Source organism: Pseudomonas marginalis, assembly GCF_001645105.1.
GTDB classification, from domain to species: Bacteria; Pseudomonadota; Gammaproteobacteria; order Pseudomonadales; family Pseudomonadaceae; genus Aquipseudomonas; species Aquipseudomonas petroselini.
In genome coordinates this window covers 42,847-58,218 of record NZ_LKEG01000038.1, presented here as the reverse complement: position 1 = coordinate 58,218, position 15,372 = coordinate 42,847, and the positions used below count along the sequence as shown (strand labels likewise).

At 59.7% G+C, this 15,372-nt stretch carries 17 protein-coding genes and 1 pseudogene; 8 read left to right on the top strand and 10 right to left on the bottom strand.

Features of this window, described 5'->3' with window-relative positions:
- Positions 1 to 75: 75 nt before the first annotated feature.
- Complete coding sequence (locus AO064_RS13785; protein WP_064053702.1) at positions 76 to 456, bottom strand: hypothetical protein; 381 nt, start codon at positions 454 to 456, stop codon at positions 76 to 78.
- 199 nt (positions 457 to 655) lie between these two features.
- Between AO064_RS13785 and AO064_RS13780 the strand changes: the two genes are divergently transcribed.
- The 3 genes from AO064_RS13780 to def all read left to right on the top strand — a co-directional run bounded on the left by AO064_RS13780 (position 656) and on the right by def (position 2,514).
- The gene (locus tag AO064_RS13780; RefSeq protein WP_028617689.1) at positions 656 to 841 is read left to right on the top strand and encodes a CsbD family protein; all 186 of its coding nucleotides are present in this window, start codon (positions 656 to 658) and stop codon (positions 839 to 841) included.
- Between the two features lie 179 nt (positions 842 to 1,020).
- On the top strand, positions 1,021 to 1,971 hold the full coding sequence (locus AO064_RS13775; protein ID WP_064053701.1) for a YihY/virulence factor BrkB family protein: 951 nt from the start codon (positions 1,021 to 1,023) through the stop codon (positions 1,969 to 1,971).
- 3 nt (positions 1,972 to 1,974) lie between these two features.
- Positions 1,975 to 2,514, top strand: coding sequence for a peptide deformylase (def, locus tag AO064_RS13770; RefSeq protein ID WP_015885538.1), 540 nt, complete (start codon positions 1,975 to 1,977; stop codon positions 2,512 to 2,514).
- A gap of 75 nt (positions 2,515 to 2,589) precedes the next feature.
- Here the strand turns inward: def and AO064_RS13765 are convergent, their stop codons facing one another.
- The 3 genes from AO064_RS13765 to gstA form a co-directional block, all read right to left on the bottom strand.
- Positions 2,590 to 3,408 (bottom strand): class I SAM-dependent methyltransferase, encoded by an 819-nt coding sequence (locus tag AO064_RS13765; protein ID WP_064053700.1) that lies wholly within the window; start codon positions 3,406 to 3,408, stop codon positions 2,590 to 2,592.
- A 59-nt stretch (positions 3,409 to 3,467) separates the two neighbouring features.
- Positions 3,468 to 3,905 (bottom strand): GNAT family N-acetyltransferase, encoded by a 438-nt coding sequence (locus AO064_RS13760; protein WP_064053699.1) that lies wholly within the window; start codon positions 3,903 to 3,905, stop codon positions 3,468 to 3,470.
- Between the two features lie 364 nt (positions 3,906 to 4,269).
- Complete coding sequence (gene gstA / locus AO064_RS13755; protein WP_064053698.1) at positions 4,270 to 4,872, bottom strand: glutathione transferase GstA; 603 nt, start codon at positions 4,870 to 4,872, stop codon at positions 4,270 to 4,272.
- 96 nt (positions 4,873 to 4,968) lie between these two features.
- Here gstA and AO064_RS13750 point away from each other — a divergent pair, with 96 nt between their 5' ends.
- The 3 genes and pseudogenes from AO064_RS13750 (at position 4,969) to AO064_RS31805 (ending at position 7,325) form a co-directional block, all read left to right on the top strand.
- Positions 4,969 to 5,838, top strand: coding sequence for a LysR family transcriptional regulator (locus AO064_RS13750; RefSeq protein ID WP_064053697.1), 870 nt, complete (start codon positions 4,969 to 4,971; stop codon positions 5,836 to 5,838).
- Between the two features lie 122 nt (positions 5,839 to 5,960).
- Positions 5,961 to 6,782: pseudogene (locus AO064_RS31810) on the top strand (PAS domain-containing protein); the annotation flags it as partial.
- Complete coding sequence (locus AO064_RS31805) at positions 6,756 to 7,325, top strand: methyl-accepting chemotaxis protein (protein ID WP_405121918.1); 570 nt, start codon at positions 6,756 to 6,758, stop codon at positions 7,323 to 7,325. The pseudogene AO064_RS31810 and the gene AO064_RS31805, both read left to right, overlap by 27 nt.
- Positions 7,326 to 7,487: 162 nt before the next feature.
- On the opposite strand, the gene AO064_RS13740 is transcribed toward AO064_RS31805, so the two are convergent.
- The 6 genes from AO064_RS13740 to gntR form a co-directional block, all read right to left on the bottom strand.
- A complete protein-coding gene (locus tag AO064_RS13740) occupies positions 7,488 to 8,009 on the bottom strand; it encodes a hypothetical protein (RefSeq protein WP_015885532.1) in 522 nt (173 codons plus the stop codon).
- Between the two features lie 133 nt (positions 8,010 to 8,142).
- On the bottom strand, positions 8,143 to 9,552 hold the full coding sequence (locus AO064_RS13735) for an MFS transporter (protein ID WP_064053696.1): 1,410 nt from the start codon (positions 9,550 to 9,552) through the stop codon (positions 8,143 to 8,145).
- Between the two features lie 8 nt (positions 9,553 to 9,560).
- On the bottom strand, positions 9,561 to 10,298 hold the full coding sequence (locus AO064_RS13730; RefSeq protein ID WP_064053695.1) for an NAD-dependent epimerase/dehydratase family protein: 738 nt from the start codon (positions 10,296 to 10,298) through the stop codon (positions 9,561 to 9,563).
- Between the two features lie 15 nt (positions 10,299 to 10,313).
- Positions 10,314 to 10,946 carry a glutathione S-transferase family protein gene (locus AO064_RS13725; RefSeq protein ID WP_064053694.1) on the bottom strand — a complete coding sequence of 211 codons (633 nt, stop codon included), beginning with the start codon at positions 10,944 to 10,946 and terminating at the stop codon, positions 10,314 to 10,316.
- Positions 10,947 to 11,289: 343 nt separating this feature from the next.
- A complete protein-coding gene (locus tag AO064_RS13720) occupies positions 11,290 to 11,703 on the bottom strand; it encodes a DUF6252 domain-containing protein (protein WP_064053693.1) in 414 nt (137 codons plus the stop codon).
- A 372-nt stretch (positions 11,704 to 12,075) separates the two neighbouring features.
- A complete protein-coding gene (gene gntR, locus AO064_RS13715; RefSeq protein WP_162471082.1) occupies positions 12,076 to 13,107 on the bottom strand; it encodes an HTH-type transcriptional regulator GntR in 1,032 nt (343 codons plus the stop codon).
- 213 nt (positions 13,108 to 13,320) lie between these two features.
- On the opposite strand from gntR, the gene AO064_RS13710 reads away from it, so the two are divergent.
- Together AO064_RS13710 and AO064_RS13705 are read left to right on the top strand one after the other, a co-directional pair.
- Positions 13,321 to 13,854 carry a gluconokinase gene (locus AO064_RS13710; RefSeq protein WP_064053692.1) on the top strand — a complete coding sequence of 178 codons (534 nt, stop codon included), beginning with the start codon at positions 13,321 to 13,323 and terminating at the stop codon, positions 13,852 to 13,854.
- An 84-nt stretch (positions 13,855 to 13,938) separates the two neighbouring features.
- Positions 13,939 to 15,291, top strand: coding sequence for a GntP family permease (locus AO064_RS13705; protein WP_015885524.1), 1,353 nt, complete (start codon positions 13,939 to 13,941; stop codon positions 15,289 to 15,291).
- Positions 15,292 to 15,372 lie beyond the last annotated feature (81 nt).

Genomic DNA, 15,372 nt, shown 5'->3' with positions numbered 1-15,372 from the left:
GTGTATCAGTCAGCAATCTGTAGCTGACACACCGCCATCGGGGGCAAGCCCCCTCCCACATTGTTTATGCGTTTTCTAAAACAGGGCGAACTGCGCGAAGCTCACACCGGCGCCTGCAGGGCGCACATCCTTCAAGAACGAATCCTTATCCGCGCTCAGCTCCAGCGTGATCTCCGGCTTGCGCTTGCCCGCGTTGCGCACCACCAGGCCTTCAAGATTCTCGCGCAGGAACACCGTCGGCACCTTCAGGTGCAGCAACTGGTCGGTCTCGGCGTTATGCATCAACAGATGAATCCACTCGTACTGGCCCACGCCAATCCGCACCACCGGCAAGTCGAACCACCAGATGTTGCGTTTGCTGTCCAGGTCGGTGAAGTGGCAGTTGTTGACGCCGAGTACGGCACCGCCCAGTTCAGTGTTTCTGCGGGCGATGGCCTGTGCTTTATTGAGTTTCATAACCTTCCTACGGGATCTGTTATTCAGCGTTATAGCCTGAATGTGCCGGGCATTCTCGTGGGTTGGCCGCAAAACATAAAGCCAAACCTGCAACCGACGATGAAATGCCTGCGCAAAAATAATTGAAACTCTGCCGAACGGCCTCAGGTCAATCTTTACGTAATGACCAAAAACCATCGATTGTTTCAGGAGAAATACCATGAGCAGTACATCCGATAAGGTTAAAGGCGTAGCGAACGAAGCGGTCGGCAACATTAAGCAAGGCGTCGGTAAAGTCACCGGCAACGACAAACTGCGCGCTGAAGGCGTGGTGCAGGAAAAGAAAGGCGAAGTTCAGAAAGCTGTCGGCGATACCAAAGACGCCGTGAAAAAAGCGACCAAGTAAGCCTGAATCGCTGGCTGGTTTCACGCAGCCCGACGGCCATCCACGGATGGCCGTTTTTGTGTCACCTGATGCGGTTAAAGTTTCGAAATTGTTTCAAGGTCGCCAAATAGGCTACCTTGATGTAGAAAACGGCCCCTGAGTCGCCCACGAACCTTCCTTTTGCGGCGAAAGGAGACGCTATGATTTTCCCGGTACTAGAAGGCCTCAAGCTGCACAAAGTGCTGGTGCGCACCGTCAAGGAATTTGTCGATGACGAGATGCCCACCTACGCCTCGGCGCTGGCCTACCAGATGCTGTTTTCGCTGTTTCCCTTCCTGCTGTTCCTGATTGCCCTGATCGGTTTCCTGCACCTGCCGGACTTCTTTACCTGGCTGCGCCTGCAGTCCGAGCTGGTGTTGCCGCCCCAGGCCCTGGAGCAGGTCAACCCGGTGATCGACCAGTTGCAGCAATCCAAGGGTGGCCTGCTGTCGGTAGGTATTGTGATTGCGCTGTGGACGGCCTCGGCCGGCGTGCGTCTGATGATGAGTGCGATGAACGCCGCGTATGACGTGGTCGAAGGTCGGCCTATCTGGAAGCGCTTTCCGCTGTCGATTTTCTACACCGTCGGCATCGCCGGCATGCTGTTGGCCGCTGCAGCGTTGATGGTGCTCGGCCCGCAGGTGATGGAGTGGTTGGCGGGGCAGATCGGCATGCAGGAGTTTGTGGTCACCTTATGGACCATCGTGCGCTGGCCGTTGATCGTGATCCTGCTGATGTTTGCCGTGGCCCTCATGTATTACGTGATGCCGGACGTCGAGCAGAAATTTCGCTTTATCACTCCAGGTTCGGTGCTGGCCGTGGTGGTCTGGATCGTGGCCTCTCTGGGTTTTGGTTATTACGTCAAAACCTTTGCCGACTACAACGCCATGTATGGCAGCATCGGTGCGATCATCGTGTTGCTCCTGTACTTCTACATTTCTGCGGCCGTGCTGTTGCTGGGCGCGGAGATGAATGCGGTGATCGAGCACATGTCCGCCGAGGGCAAGGACCCTGGCGCAAAAGAGTTCGATGAACTCGGCCACACCGTTGAAAAACAGCACGTCTCAGGCCTTGGCCGGGACCATTCCAAGCCCACCCCTGACGAAGTCTGATCGATGATTCGTGAAATCCTTAAAATGGGCGACGAACGCCTTCTGCGTATCGCGCCTCCGGTTCCGCCGGAAATGTTCGACAGCCCCGAACTGTGGCAATTGATTGATGACATGTTCCAGACCATGGAACACGTGGGCGGCGTCGGCCTGGCCGCGCCGCAGATCGGCGTAGACCTGCAATTGGTGATCTTCGGTTTCGAGGCCAGCGAACGCTACCCGGACGCGCCGCCGGTGCCGCAGACGATCCTGATCAACCCGCTGATCACGCCGCTGGGCCCGGTGCTTGAAGAGGGGTATGAAGGCTGCCTGTCCGTGCCCGGCATGCGGGGCGCGGTGAGCCGTTACCAGCAGATTCGCTATGAAGGGTTTGATCCGAAGGGCGAACCTATCGTGCGGTTTGCCGATGGTTTTCATGCGCGGTTGGTGCAGCATGAGTGCGATCACTTGATCGGCCGGTTATACCCGTCGCGGATCACTGACTTCAGCAAGTTCGGGTTTATCGAGGTGATGTTTCCAGACATGGATCCCACGGCCGACGCCTAGCGTTCAGGCCCAATGAGACCCAACGGTGGGAGCGAGCAAGCCCGCTCCCACTGTTGGAACGCCTTTCAAGTCGGGTTATTTGGCCGGCTTCACAAACCGCAACGTCATCCGATCCGACTCGCCAATCGCCACATACTTGGCCTTATCCTGCTCCCCCAATTTCAATGTCGGCGGCAACGTCCACACCCCGGCCGGATAGTCCTTGGTGTCTTTCGGGTTGGCGTTGATTTCGCTCTGTCCCGCCAGCTTGAACCCGGCATCCGTCGCCAGTTTCACCACCTGGGCCGTGGTCAGGTAACCGCTGTCTTTGATCGCGTCCAGATCGGCCCCCTCCTTGGCCCGATGATCCTCCACGCCCAGCACGCCACCCGGTTTCAGCACGGTGTAGAAGGCACTGAACGTCTTCGCTGCGGTATCGGCCGCGACCCAGTTATGCACATTACGGAATGTCAGCACGGCGTCTGCCGAAGCGGGTTTGCCGAACACCGGCGCCTTGGGGTCGAACTCGACCACCTCAGCCTTGCCGTACCGAACAGGGTCAGCCGCGAATTTCTTTTTCAGGTTCTCTTCCGAGGTGCGCGCATAGGCACTGCTGCTCGCGGCCTGCACCGCCGCGATGTAATGCCCGTGATCCTTGAGCAGCGGTGCCAGCACCTCGCTGTACCAGCCGCCACCGGGGGTGATCTCGATCACGGTTTGCTTGGCGCCCAGGCCAAAGAACGCCAGTGTCTGTCGCGGATGGCGATAACCGTCGCGGGCGCTGTTGGCCGGGTCGCGCCAACTGCCGGCGAGCACGCTCTGGTACTGCTGGGCGGTGAAGGTGGCTTCGGCTGCCTGGCTTAAAACCGGGGCGAGCAGGGCGGTGAGGGACAGAGCTGCGAGTGTGGTTTTCATGATCATCCTGTAAAGGGCCACTGTGCCGCCGAGGCTAGCATGGGCCCTGTACGCTCGGATCACACATTATCCGAGGTCGACCTCACCAAACGATCTAAGCCCATCGCGATCATCGGTTTGTTGCGTTTGTAGCGCACCAGCCGTTCGCTGAGAGACTGCGGCAACAGCGTGTCCTGACTGAACCCCATGCGCTGATACAACCCCTCCAAGTCCGGATGGCACAACAACCACACCGTACCTTCGACATCGGCCACCGCCGCCTCGATCACCCGCGCGGCCAGCCCCTGGCCGCGATAGGCCGGATCAACAAACACTCCGGTCAGCCACTGCCCGCCGACCACGGGTGTGAGGCACAGACCCGCGACAATCTCGCCATCGCGCGCCACCCACAAACGCCCGCCCTTGAGCGCCTTCATCGGCGAATTGTGGCTGCGGTAAAATTTATTCAGCAACGGCCAAAGCGGCTCTGCCAGCGGTTCGATGTGCAATGGGGGCATGGTGTTCAGGCAAGCGTTATCAAGGGCCGGGGATTATAAGCGCCTTCTGTCTTGCAATAGGTGGTATACCCACTGCTACATCCCCTGTCAGTGGAGCACGCATCATGGCCAAAGGTATGGATTCAAAGAAAGCCGCGAAGAAGAAACCGGCAAAGACCGCAGATGAAAAACGCGCCGACAAAAAAGCCAAGAAAACTGAGACAGGCCTGTTCGGTCACTGAGTGACACGCTTGGAAGCAAACCCTCTGCAAGATTTTCCAGCCTCTACCGTAAGCCCCAGATGGCCGCTTGAAACCCGTTCTCTGCAGCGAAGCCGATCAACTGTGGGAGCACGCCCGCTCCCACAGGTTGATTGCATTTCAGTTCATCGGCTTTCTGCTGCCAGGGCGGCAATCACGGCCGGCCGTGCGCCGATCCGCTGCTGAAACGCCGCCAGCGCCGGCCACTCGCCCAGATCAATAGCGTGAAACCCTGCCCAGCGCAGCACCACGAACAGGTAGGCGTCCGCTACCGAATATGCGGTGCCCAACAGATAATCCTGGCGTTCCAGCGTCTGCACCAGCACCGCGAAACGCTTGAAGAGGGTGGCCTGGAACAGGGCACGCACCTCGCCCTGGATGGCGTCGTTGAAGAACACCGCCAACCCGCCATGCACTTCGGTCGCGATAAAATTCAGCCATTCCTGCAACCGCACGCGCTCCCAGCTGCCATTGGCCGGGGCCAGGCCGACGGTGGGTTTCAGGTCGGCCAAGTATTGCAGGATCGCGCTGGCTTCGGTCAGCACCTGGCCATTGTCCAGCCTCAGCGCGGCGACGTAGCCCTTGGGGTTGATCTGCAGGAAATCCTCGCCATCGGCGGTGGTTTTGGCCTGGTTATCAACCCGCACCAGGTCGAACGGCAACGCCAATTCGCGCAGGACGATATGCGGGGCGAGGGAACAGGCGTGGGGGGCGAAATACAGTTTCATCTGGGGCAGCTCCGTTGAGTTTGCGCCAGTCTCGTGGGCGTGGCACCTTGCGTAAAATTAAACCTTCAGACCCCTGCCATAAGGATCGCTACTGCCATGATGAACCTGATGCATTGGCGCCTGCTGGTGGCGGTGGCCGATCACGGCAGCATCACCGCCGCCGCCGAGCATGTGGGCATGACCCAATCCGCCGCCAGCCAGGCCATGGCCGGTATGGAGGCATCACTGGGTGCGCAGCTGTTTACCCGCGAGCCGCGCAAGACCTTGCCCACTGCCTTGGGCTTGAGTGTGGTCGAGCAGGCGCGGGTGATGCTCACAGCCTTACAGGCGATTCGCAGCACCGTGGACGAAGCCAGGCCCATGCTGCGTGGGAGTATTCGCATTGCAAGTTTCCCCATGGTGCTGGTGGCCTATCTCACTCCGTTGTTACAACGCTTCGCGCAGCTTCACCCCGGTATAGAGGTCACCACCCTTGAAGTCACCGACAACGAAGTGAACACGTTGCTCGACGCAGGCCTGATCGACTTCGGCGTAGTGCTCAACCCCCATCCTGGGCGCAATGCCACGGTGTTGGGGCGGGACAATTGGCTGGCGGTGTTGCCGGTGCAGCACGCGCTCGCCCAACGTCCGGCGCAGGCCACGGTGACGCTGGAGGAATTGCTGGCACAGCCCTTTGTACTGGCCACTGGTGGCTGCACCGCCAATGCGCGCAGCCTGGGCGCTGATGCCGGGCTGACGCTGACTGATATTCGCGTGGAAGTGCGCGAGTGGAGCAGTGCCTTCAGCCTGGTTCGCGAAGGTGTCGGCGTGACCCTGGTGCCGGAAATGACCCTGCCAGTCCAACGCCAGGGCCTGCGTGTGATGCCACTGGCCGTGCCCGTGCACCGCGAGTTCTCCCTGGTCGCAGCGCAACACTGTCCGCCCTCTGCTGCCGCCGGCGCATTGTTAAAAATGCTGGCTGACTAGTGGCCTTGCATAGCGCCAAGCCGTGTCTATGCTCATCCAGAACCGTTGATGACGCTTGGCATATAAAGCGATTTGGATGGTTATTTCCCCATGAAGGTGTGCCAGCAATAGCCAACAAATGAATGGAATGCGCCTTCTGGGCGCCGGTAATCAAGGGTGATCTGACCATGTTCAACCGCCATCGCACATCCGACCTGCAACAAATCGAACGTTTCTCCTGCGCGCTCACTGAATCCAACGCCAAACTCGCCGCCATCAGCCGTTCCATGGCCATGATCGAGTTCGACCCCAGTGGCGTGATCCTCGACGCCAACGACAACTTCTGCAAAGCCATGGGCTACAGCGCCGAGGAGATTTGCGGCAAACATCACCGCCTTTTTTGCGACGAGGCCTACACCCAAACCGACGCCTACGCCAAGCTGTGGCGTGACCTGGCGCGGGGCGAGGCGCTCAGTGGCACCTTTATGCGCTTGAACAAACAGGGCCAGGAAGTCTGGCTCGAAGCCAGCTACATGCCGGTGCTGGACAAAGACAATCACGTGTTGAGCGTGATCAAAGTCGCGTCGGATATTTCCTCACGGGTTCACCATGAGCATGAAAACCAGAGCCTGATCGACGCCATCGGCCGCTCCATGGCGGTGATCGAATTTACGCCCCAGGGCCAGATCATCAACGCGAACGAAAACTTCCTGAAAACCGTGCAGTACTCCCTGGATGAGATCGTCGGCCAGCACCACAGCCTGTTCTGCCACCGCAGCGAAGTGGAGTCGCCCGCCTATAAGGCGTTCTGGGCGTCCCTCAACCGCGGCGAGTACCACTCGCACCGCTTCGAGCGCAAAAACAAATACGGCAAGACGCTGTTCCTGGAAGCCTCCTACAACCCGATCTTCGACACCAATGGCCGCTTGTACAAAGTGGTGAAGTTCGCCAGCGACATCACCGACCAAGTCACCACCCTGCGCAGCGCCGCTGACTCGGCTCACGCCACCTCGGTGCAAAACGATGCCTGCGCCCGTAAGGGGTCGGAAGTGGTGCAGCAAACTGTGCAGATCATCGAAGAAATCTCCCTCGACCTGAACCAGGCGGCCGTGAGTATCGACGCGGTCAGCAAGCAGTCGGACATCATCGGCGCCATTGTGCAGACCATCCGCAGCATTGCCGAGCAGACCAATATGCTGGCGCTCAACGCTGCCATTGAAGCGGCGCGGGCCGGTGAGCATGGGCGCGGGTTTGCAGTGGTGGCCGACGAAGTGCGCAGCCTTGCGGGGCGGACCAGCCAGGCGACGGTGGAAATTGTTGATGTGGTGCGCAAGAACCACGACCTGTCCCTGAGCGCCGTGTCGAGCATGCAATCGAGCTTGAGCCGCACAGGGCTGGGTGTAGAGTTGGCGAACGAAGCGGGGCAGGTGATCCTGGAGATTCAGCAAGGCTCACGGCATGTGGTGGAGGCGATCGGGCAGTTCAATTCCACGTTGCAGTTGCAGTAACCCCGAGCACGCTTTGCGTAGTGAGCGGGCTTGCCCCGCGCTGGGGGGCGAAGCCGCCCCAATAAAAACGCCGCATTCTGTCAGGCGGAATGCGGCGATTGGTTTTAGGGCGGCTTCGCCCCCCCAGCGCGGGGCAAGCCCGCTCACTACAGGCTAAGGGGCTTAGATCGCGGCCAGGGTTTCTTTTACCGCCCGCGCCTGCGGGTCAGTGGTCTTCGCCGCTACCTGCTGCTCTTGCTGCTGCTTCAAGCGTTCCGCCACTTGCTTGGAAATAGCGTCCTGCTTTTCCTGCGACATGTTCTGCACATCCGCCTCGGTCAAACCCTGCTCCTTGAGCAACTGCTCACGAATGCGCTCGGCCGGGGATTTGCTCATGTAATCGGTGAACTCGGACCGCGCCGTGCTGGTGGTCGAACCGGTTTTCGGCACGTCTGTTGTCGCCGTGGAGGCGGTAACGGCCTCCGTGGTGGTCTGCAACTGCACGCGGGTCTTGGCGAAGGCTTCGTCGATACGGTCAGTCGCCTTGTCCAACTCCTTCTGCGCGGCCGGCACGGTCACGCTTTGCTGCGCAGCTTGCAAGGCACCGCTGTACAGCGCGCTGGCAGCGGCGTTGGCGGGGTCCATGTCGGGCCGTTTGATCTGTTGAAGGGTCGACACGGCTTGGGTGTTGTTGTTAACCAGCATGATCGGTCACCTGGGGAAATGTTCGGTGCCTCAGGAGGAGCAAGTAACGTGCCGGGGTCAAAGTCCCCGGTTTTACTGGGGAAGCTGTGGCCGCCGCGGCAAAGGTTGTCCTGCCGGCGGCCATTCATTGCCGTCAATGGGCGATATTTTCCAGCGCCAGGTTACGCGTGCGTGGCCCGAACCAACTGATGGTGATCATCACGATCAACATGCTGCTGGCAATAAACGCCAGTACGCCCGGCGTGCCCAGGTGTTCGAGGATAAAGCCGATCAACAGGCTGCTGAACACCGTCGACAAGCGGCTGAACGAGTAACAGAACCCGACCGCCCGTGCGCGGATGTTGGTCGGGAACAGTTCGCTCTGGTACGAGTGATAACTGAAGCTCAGCCAGGCATTGCAGAAGGTGATCATCACCCCGCAGATCACCAGCCCCACCGCCGTGGTTTGCAGGGCAAACAGGCTGCCGAAGATCACGGCGCCCAGGGCCGAGCCGACGATCTGCCATTTGTTTTCAAAGCGGTTGGCCACCTTCACGAATAACAACGGCCCCAGCGGGTAGGCGAGGGTAATGATGAAGGCGTAGAGCAAACTGTGGGTCACGCTGACGCCCTGGCCTGAGAGCAGCGCGGGCAGCCAATTGCCGAAGCCGAAGAACCCGATGGCCTGGAACACATGGAACACGATCAGCATCAACGCGCGGCGGCGGTACGGCGGTTGCCAGATGTCGGCAAAGCGGCCGCTGCCCTGCACGCTGACGGCTTGCGGTTCGGGCTCGTCCAGCGGTTTGCCGTGATCCTTTCGGCAGCGCGCTTCCAGGTTGTCCATGATCTTCCCGGCTTCGTCAAAGCGGCCTTTCTGTGCCAGCCAGCGCGGTGATTCCGGCAGGCGTTTGCGCAGTTGCCAGATAAACAACGCGAACACGGCGCTCGACAGCACCACCCAGCGCCAACCCGAGATGCCGAACGGCGCCTGCGGCACCAGCCACCACGACATCAGCGCCACCGCCGGCACCGACAGGAACTGGATAAAAAACGCAAAGGCAAACGCCGAACTGCGCATGCGCTTGGGCACCAGTTCCGAGAGGTAGGCGTCGATGGTCACCAGCTCGATGCCCAGGCCGATGCCCACCAGGAAACGCATGCAGATGATGCCCAAGGCAGAGGTCTGGATGCCCATCAACACGGTGGCGACGGTGTACCAGATCAACGCAAAGGTAAAGATTGCCCGGCGCCCAAAACGGTCGGCGATGGGGCTGAGCAGGCTGGCGCCGAGGAACAGGCCCAGGAAGGTCGCAGAGGCGAAGGCCGCCTGGTCCGAGAAGCCGAATACGCCTTCGCTGCCGGTGTGGAAAATCCCGTCGCTGATCAGGCCGGGGCTGATGTAGGCGGTCTGGAACAGGTCATACAGCTCGAAAAAACCACCAATCGACAGCAGCGCCACCAAGCGCCAAACGGTAGCGACGGCGGGCAGACGGTCGATGCGCGCGCTGATGTGGGCGGCGCGGAGGGGGTCGATGCCGTCGGTACTGGAGAGTGTGGGCATGGGGAAACTCAATAAGTGATCGGAATCTCGAATGTTTGAAACGCGTCATCCTGGGGATGGTAACCCAGCACCCGCGTGGTCTCGCTCAAATCCAAGCGCTTGAAGCGGTTATTGGAAATACCATGGGCTATCAAGTGCTTCACGCCCTCGGCCTCCACCGAACGTTGCAGCAACTGCACCGCATCACGGGGGCTGAGCCACGCGCTGAGGTCGCGGGCGTTGTTCAGGTCGTGGGTTTCGGGGAACTCGAAGGCGCCGATGCGCAGGGCAATCGTCGACAGCGGGGTTTTCGCCGCGTAGTAGCCGCACAACGCCTCGCCGTAGCATTTGCTCACGCCGTACAGGTTAGCGGGCAGTACGGGCATGCCGGGTGTGATCTGGCGATCCACCGGGTAGCCTTCTATGGTTTGCGCGCTGCTGGCGAATACCAGGCGTTTTACCCCGGCGTTCACAGCGGCTTCGAACAGGTAGGTCGTGGCGAGGATATTGTTGGGCAGCAACTCGTCGAACGAGGCGCTGGCATGGGGGATGCCCGACAGGTGCACGATCACGTCGATGCCGTCGAGCAGGGCAGCCAGGCTGGATTGATCGCTGAGGTCGGCGTGCACGAAGCGGTGTTCGCCCACGTTGAAATTTGGCGCGATGCGATCGGTGAGGGTGAAGCGGTAGCGGTCTTTCGAGCCTTCGAAAAACGTCTTGCCGATTCTGCCGCAGGCGCCTGTCAGCAGTACGTTGAGTCCTTTCACGGTGTCGTCCTTGGTTTAGTTGTGACCGTCGAGGGCAAAGGCCTTGAAGCCAGCGTGCTGACTGAGGCGTTGATAGTACGCCGCGATGGCGGGGTAGGGCGGGCGCTCCATGGGCGTCATCTGCCAGCGGTGTACCGAGAGGCCGATCAGGATATCGGCGAGGGTGAATTCGTCGCCGGCCACGTAGGCACCGGTCTTGGTCAGATGGTGTTCCAGAATGCCCATCTTGTCGTTCCACCGCTGCACAGCGGCGGCAATCTGCGTCGCGTCCAGACCCTCCGGGTTGCCGCGTACCAAGGCTGTGAAGGCATCGCCCCAGGCGCGGTTGAGTTCGACGGCTTGCCAGTCTATCCATTGCTCGACCCGCGCGCGCGGTGCGGGTTCGGCGGGCAGCAGGTCATGCCGTTGGTAGAGGTTCACGAGGTAGCGGCAGATGGTGTTGGACTCCCACAGCACGCCGTGGTCGTCGATCAATACGGGGATCTGGGCGTTGGGGTTCAGGGCGAGGAATTCGGCGGACTGGGTGGGCTTGAAGCCAATGCCCCAGTCTTCGCGCTGGTAGTCGATGCCCAGTTCCTGGCAGGTCCAGAGTACTTTGCGCACGTTGATGGAGGACGTGCGACCCAAGATTTTCAGTGAGTGGCCCATGGTGCTTCCCTGGCATTTGGAGAAGGATCAATCTAGCAGGGGCAGGCCGCCACGGCGATATTTCCAAGTGGGCACAGTGAAAAATGTGGGAGGGGGCTTGCTCCCGATAGCGGTGCGTCGGTGGCATTTATGTTTGCTGACACACTGCAATCGGGAGCCCCCTCCCACAGGTTGACCGAGTAGGGCCTTAACAGCGCGGTGATCAGAAGGAGCCTGTGGGCAATATCGGAAATGGAGTGAGTAAGAGATTTGATGAAGTCGTTAAGTTATTAGCCTGCGACAAGAACTTTATGTCACCACTCGCTCTTGCCGATACAGGCGGTCGTTGAGTGTGTTTGGACTATTAATTCTGCCGGCCAGAAATATCAATCAGCCCGTTTTTCACCGTCAACTCAGGGTAAGGATCTCCCGGTTGTGTCGTGAAATTAAATGTGGCTTGGATTTTGGAATTTATAAAGTCGACGCTTAGTATAGTAATTGAACCGCTATCGGGGCGGTAATTCAGCTGGTAGCCATCACAGGCGTGAATGTAAGTGGCTTGTACTTCGTTTGTGTCTTCGAAGTTGTAGGTTCCTGGAACGATATCGTTATTCACCCAGAATAGAAAACGGTTTAATGCCTTGTCTTGGGAAGAGATGAATTTGCTAGAGGCACTAGCATTGGCTAATTCAACTTGCGTAGACCTAAAACCATCGGTCAGCAAGTTGACGTCGGCGTTGACTGAACCCTTGACTGTAATTGATTTTTTAATGTTCATGGCGATATCCTTTCTAAGTGAAAGCTGGATAGGCTTTGCTTATCCATTGGCTGTATTTGTAACGCACACATCTGCGGTTGCCTACTGTCAAAGTTGACAGGTGCAGGGGGTAATGCCAGTCAGTTAAGGGCAAACACTGTACCTGTGGCGAGGGAGCTTGCTCCCGTTGGACTGCGCAGCAGTCCCAGTCTTTTGAAACAAAGAGCTGGGGCCGCTTCGCGGCCCAGCGGGAGCAAGCTCCCTCGCCACAGGTTATTTTTTACCCTTTCTACGTCTTAACTGACTGGCATTAGGTGCAGGGGGGTGTGTTTTGCCATGGCCCGCCTCTTGGCAAGGCGCTTACCGCAATGTCAGTCGCGTCCTACAGGCGTCCTACGTACTCTCCCGCACCTGCAACTCAAACCCCATGTCCACCACCGGCTTGGCGATTTTGTTGCCCGCCATGATCGTCAACAAATGCTCCGCCGCCCGCCGGCCAATCGCTTCACGCGGGGTGCTGATGCTGCTCAGGCGCGGCACCATGAACGACGACGCCGGCAAGTCGTTGAAGCCCAGCACCGCCACACGCTCAGGCACCTTGATGCCATGGCGCAGGGCTTCCAGCAGCGCGCCCTGGGCCAGGTCGTCGTTGCCGAAGAAGATCGCGTCCACGTCCGGATGCGCCGCCAGCAACTGTAAAAACAACTCGCCGCCCAGGCCCACGGAGGAGGGGCGTGGCGTCAGCAACTCCAGCGCCGGGTCGTACAGGCCGGCCTGTTGCAGCGCTCGGCGAAAACCTTCGCCACGCAGCAAGGTGCGTTGGTCCAACTGCGCACCGATGTACGCCAGGCGCTTGCGCCCGCGGGAGATCAAATGCGCTGCCGCCGTCTCGCCCGCCGCCAGCTGCGAGAACCCCACGCAGTTCACGCCGGCGTTCGGGTCCAGGTCCATCATGTACACGCACGGCACATTGCTGGCCTCGACCATCCGTCGGGCGCTTTCGGTGCGATCAAACCCGGTCAGCAACAAACCGCGTGGCTGATAGGCCATGTAGTTGCGCAGCAGGTTTTCTTCTTCATCGCGCGAATAGTGGGAGTTGCCGATCAGCACTTCAAAGCCCTTGGGCCGCAGCACTTGGTGGATGGCTTCGAGGGTTTCGATAAACAGCAGGTTGGACAGCGACGGCACCAGCACCACCACCGAATGGCTCTGGGCCGAGGCCAGGGCGCGGGCGGCGGGGTTGACCACGTAGTTCAGTTCGGCTGCGGCGTGTTGCACTTTTTCCACCAGTTCGGTGGCGACGGTGCTGATGCCGCGTAGGGCACGGGAGGCGGTAATCGGGCTGACGCCGGCCAGGCGGGCGACTTCGTTCAGGGTCGGGCGACCGGTAGTGCGCATTTTTTTATCGTTCTTAGAGGTCATCAGGCGGCTTGCCAAACAAAAATCGAGGCACTAAGGTAGCGCTGTCTCCAAAGGGCTGCAAATTCTTGAACAAAGGGTTGCCTGATCCTGTTCAACGCGTTGGAGCGGATGCACGCGTCACTCCATAAAAAAAGACAAGACGGCGCGGGAAAAGCCTGTTTTTGCACTAGCCTTACAGCGTGCAAAGGTAGCGCTATCTGCGTCCTGAGGTGTTCCATGAGTCAACCTGTTACCGCCCTGGTCATCATGGGTGTTTCCGGCTGTGGCAAGTCCAGCGTCAGCGAGGCCCTGTGCCGCCTGAACGGTGCAACCGCCATTGAAGGCGACAGCTTTCACCCCGCCGCCAACATCGAAAAGATGAGCGCCGGCCACCCCCTCAACGACGACGACCGCGCCGGCTGGCTCGACATCCTGTGCGATGAACTGCGCCGTTCGCTGAAAGCGGGCGAGCATCCCGTACTCACCTGTTCAGCGCTTAAAAAGAAATACCGCGACCACCTGCGCGAAGCCGCGCCGGGCCTGGGTTTCGTCTTCCTGGAACTGACCCGCGCCGTGGCCGCTGACCGCGTGTCCCATCGCCCCGGCCATTTCATGCCGGCAAGCCTGATCGACAGCCAGTTCGCCACCCTTGAGTCGCCCAAAGGCGAGCCGCTGACCCTGGCCCTCAACGCCAGCGAAGACAGCGTCCAGGAGCTGGCCGAGCAGACCAATGCCTGGTGGCTGAAACACGGTTTTGAACCATCCAAATAATTTTTTGCCGGAAAAGATAGCGCTATCCCCGGCAGGAAATTCAACACCCGCTTTAATAACAACAACAAACAGGAGAGACCCCCCATGTTTGGCATGTCCCACGAGTCGTACCTGCTGTTAGATGCAGTCGTCACCATCATCGGGCTGATCGTGTTGATCACCCGGTTCAAGGTTCACCCCTTTATTGCGTTGATCATCGCCGCAGGTTTCCTCGGCCTGACCTCGGGCATGCCCGTGGACAAGATCATCAAGGCCTTCCAGGACGGCTTCGGCGGGGTGCTTGGCTTTGTCGGCATCATCCTCGCGCTGGGCACGATGCTCGGCAAGATGATGGCTGAGTCCGGCGGCGCCGATCAGATCGCCCAGACCCTGATCCGCGCTTTTGGCAAGGACAAGGTCCAGTGGGCCATGATGTTCGCCGCGTTCCTGGTGGGCATCCCGCTGTTCTTCGAGATCGGCTTTGTGCTGCTGATCCCGCTGGTGTTCATTGTCGCGCGCCGTACCGGTGTGTCGCTGATCAAGATCGGCATCCCGCTGCTGGCCGGCCTGTCGGCGGTACACGGCCTGGTGCCACCGCACCCCGGCCCGCTGCTGGCCATCGGCGTGTTTGGCGCGGACATCGGCAAGACCATCCTGTACGGCCTGATCGTCGCCTTGCCGACCGCCATCATTGCCGGCCCGATCTTCGGTACGTTCATCGCCAAGTACATCCCGGGCAACCCGTCCCAGGAACTGGTCGACCAACTGGCCCGCGAGACCGATAACAAGTCGTTGCCGAGCTTCGGCATCACCCTGGTCACCGTGCTGCTGCCGGTGTTCCTGATGCTGCTGAAAACCTTCGCCGACATCGCGTTTGCCGAAGGCAACGTGGTGCGCAACTGGATGGACATGATCGGTCACCCGATCACCGCGCTGCTGCTGGCGTTGCTGCTGTCGCTGTACACCTTTGGCCATCGCCAGGGCATCCATTCCAAGCAGATCCTCAAGCTGCTTGACGCCAGCCTGGCGCCGACCGCCGCGATCATCCTGATCATCGGTGCCGGTGGTGGCTTCAAGCAGATGCTGGTGACCAGCGGCGTGGGTGACGTGATCGGCCACATGGCGGTGAACGCACAGATCAACCCGATCCTGCTGGCGTGGCTGGTGGCGGCGGTGATTCGTGTGGCAACCGGTTCGGCCACCGTGGCAACCATTACCGGCGCGGGCATCGTGGTGCCGGTGGTGGGGATGATTCCAGGCGTTAACCGTGAACTGCTGGTGCTGGCAACGGGGGCGGGGTCGTTGATTCTGTCTCACGTCAACGATGCGGGGTTCTGGCTGGTGAAGCAGTATTTCAATATGACCGTGGCTGAGACGTTCAAGACGTGGACGGCGATGGAGACCATTCTGTCGGTCGTGGCGTTGATCTTCATTATGTTGCTGTCGTTGGTGGTCTGACAGACACCCGATGAAGCAGGGCTGAAAACCCAATTAAAACTGTGGGAGGGGGCTTGCTCCCGATGGCGGTGGATCAGTCAG

Coding starts and splice junctions, on each gene's coding strand:
- AO064_RS13780 (WP_028617689.1), top strand. CDS start 656: ATGAGCAGTACATCCGATAAGGTTAAAGGCGTAGCGAACGAAGCGGTC.
- AO064_RS13775 (WP_064053701.1), top strand. CDS start 1,021: ATGATTTTCCCGGTACTAGAAGGCCTCAAGCTGCACAAAGTGCTGGTG.
- AO064_RS13720 (WP_064053693.1), bottom strand. CDS start 11,703: ATGAACATTAAAAAATCAATTACAGTCAAGGGTTCAGTCAACGCCGAC.
- AO064_RS13760 (WP_064053699.1), bottom strand. CDS start 3,905: ATGCCCCCATTGCACATCGAACCGCTGGCAGAGCCGCTTTGGCCGTTG.
- AO064_RS13785 (WP_064053702.1), bottom strand. CDS start 456: ATGAAACTCAATAAAGCACAGGCCATCGCCCGCAGAAACACTGAACTG.
- AO064_RS13735 (WP_064053696.1), bottom strand. CDS start 9,552: ATGCCCACACTCTCCAGTACCGACGGCATCGACCCCCTCCGCGCCGCC.
- gstA (WP_064053698.1), bottom strand. CDS start 4,872: ATGAAACTGTATTTCGCCCCCCACGCCTGTTCCCTCGCCCCGCATATC.
- AO064_RS13765 (WP_064053700.1), bottom strand. CDS start 3,408: ATGAAAACCACACTCGCAGCTCTGTCCCTCACCGCCCTGCTCGCCCCG.
- AO064_RS13725 (WP_064053694.1), bottom strand. CDS start 10,946: ATGGGCCACTCACTGAAAATCTTGGGTCGCACGTCCTCCATCAACGTG.
- AO064_RS13710 (WP_064053692.1), top strand. CDS start 13,321: ATGAGTCAACCTGTTACCGCCCTGGTCATCATGGGTGTTTCCGGCTGT.
- AO064_RS13740 (WP_015885532.1), bottom strand. CDS start 8,009: ATGCTGGTTAACAACAACACCCAAGCCGTGTCGACCCTTCAACAGATC.
- def (WP_015885538.1), top strand. CDS start 1,975: ATGATTCGTGAAATCCTTAAAATGGGCGACGAACGCCTTCTGCGTATC.
- AO064_RS13750 (WP_064053697.1), top strand. CDS start 4,969: ATGATGAACCTGATGCATTGGCGCCTGCTGGTGGCGGTGGCCGATCAC.
- AO064_RS13705 (WP_015885524.1), top strand. CDS start 13,939: ATGTTTGGCATGTCCCACGAGTCGTACCTGCTGTTAGATGCAGTCGTC.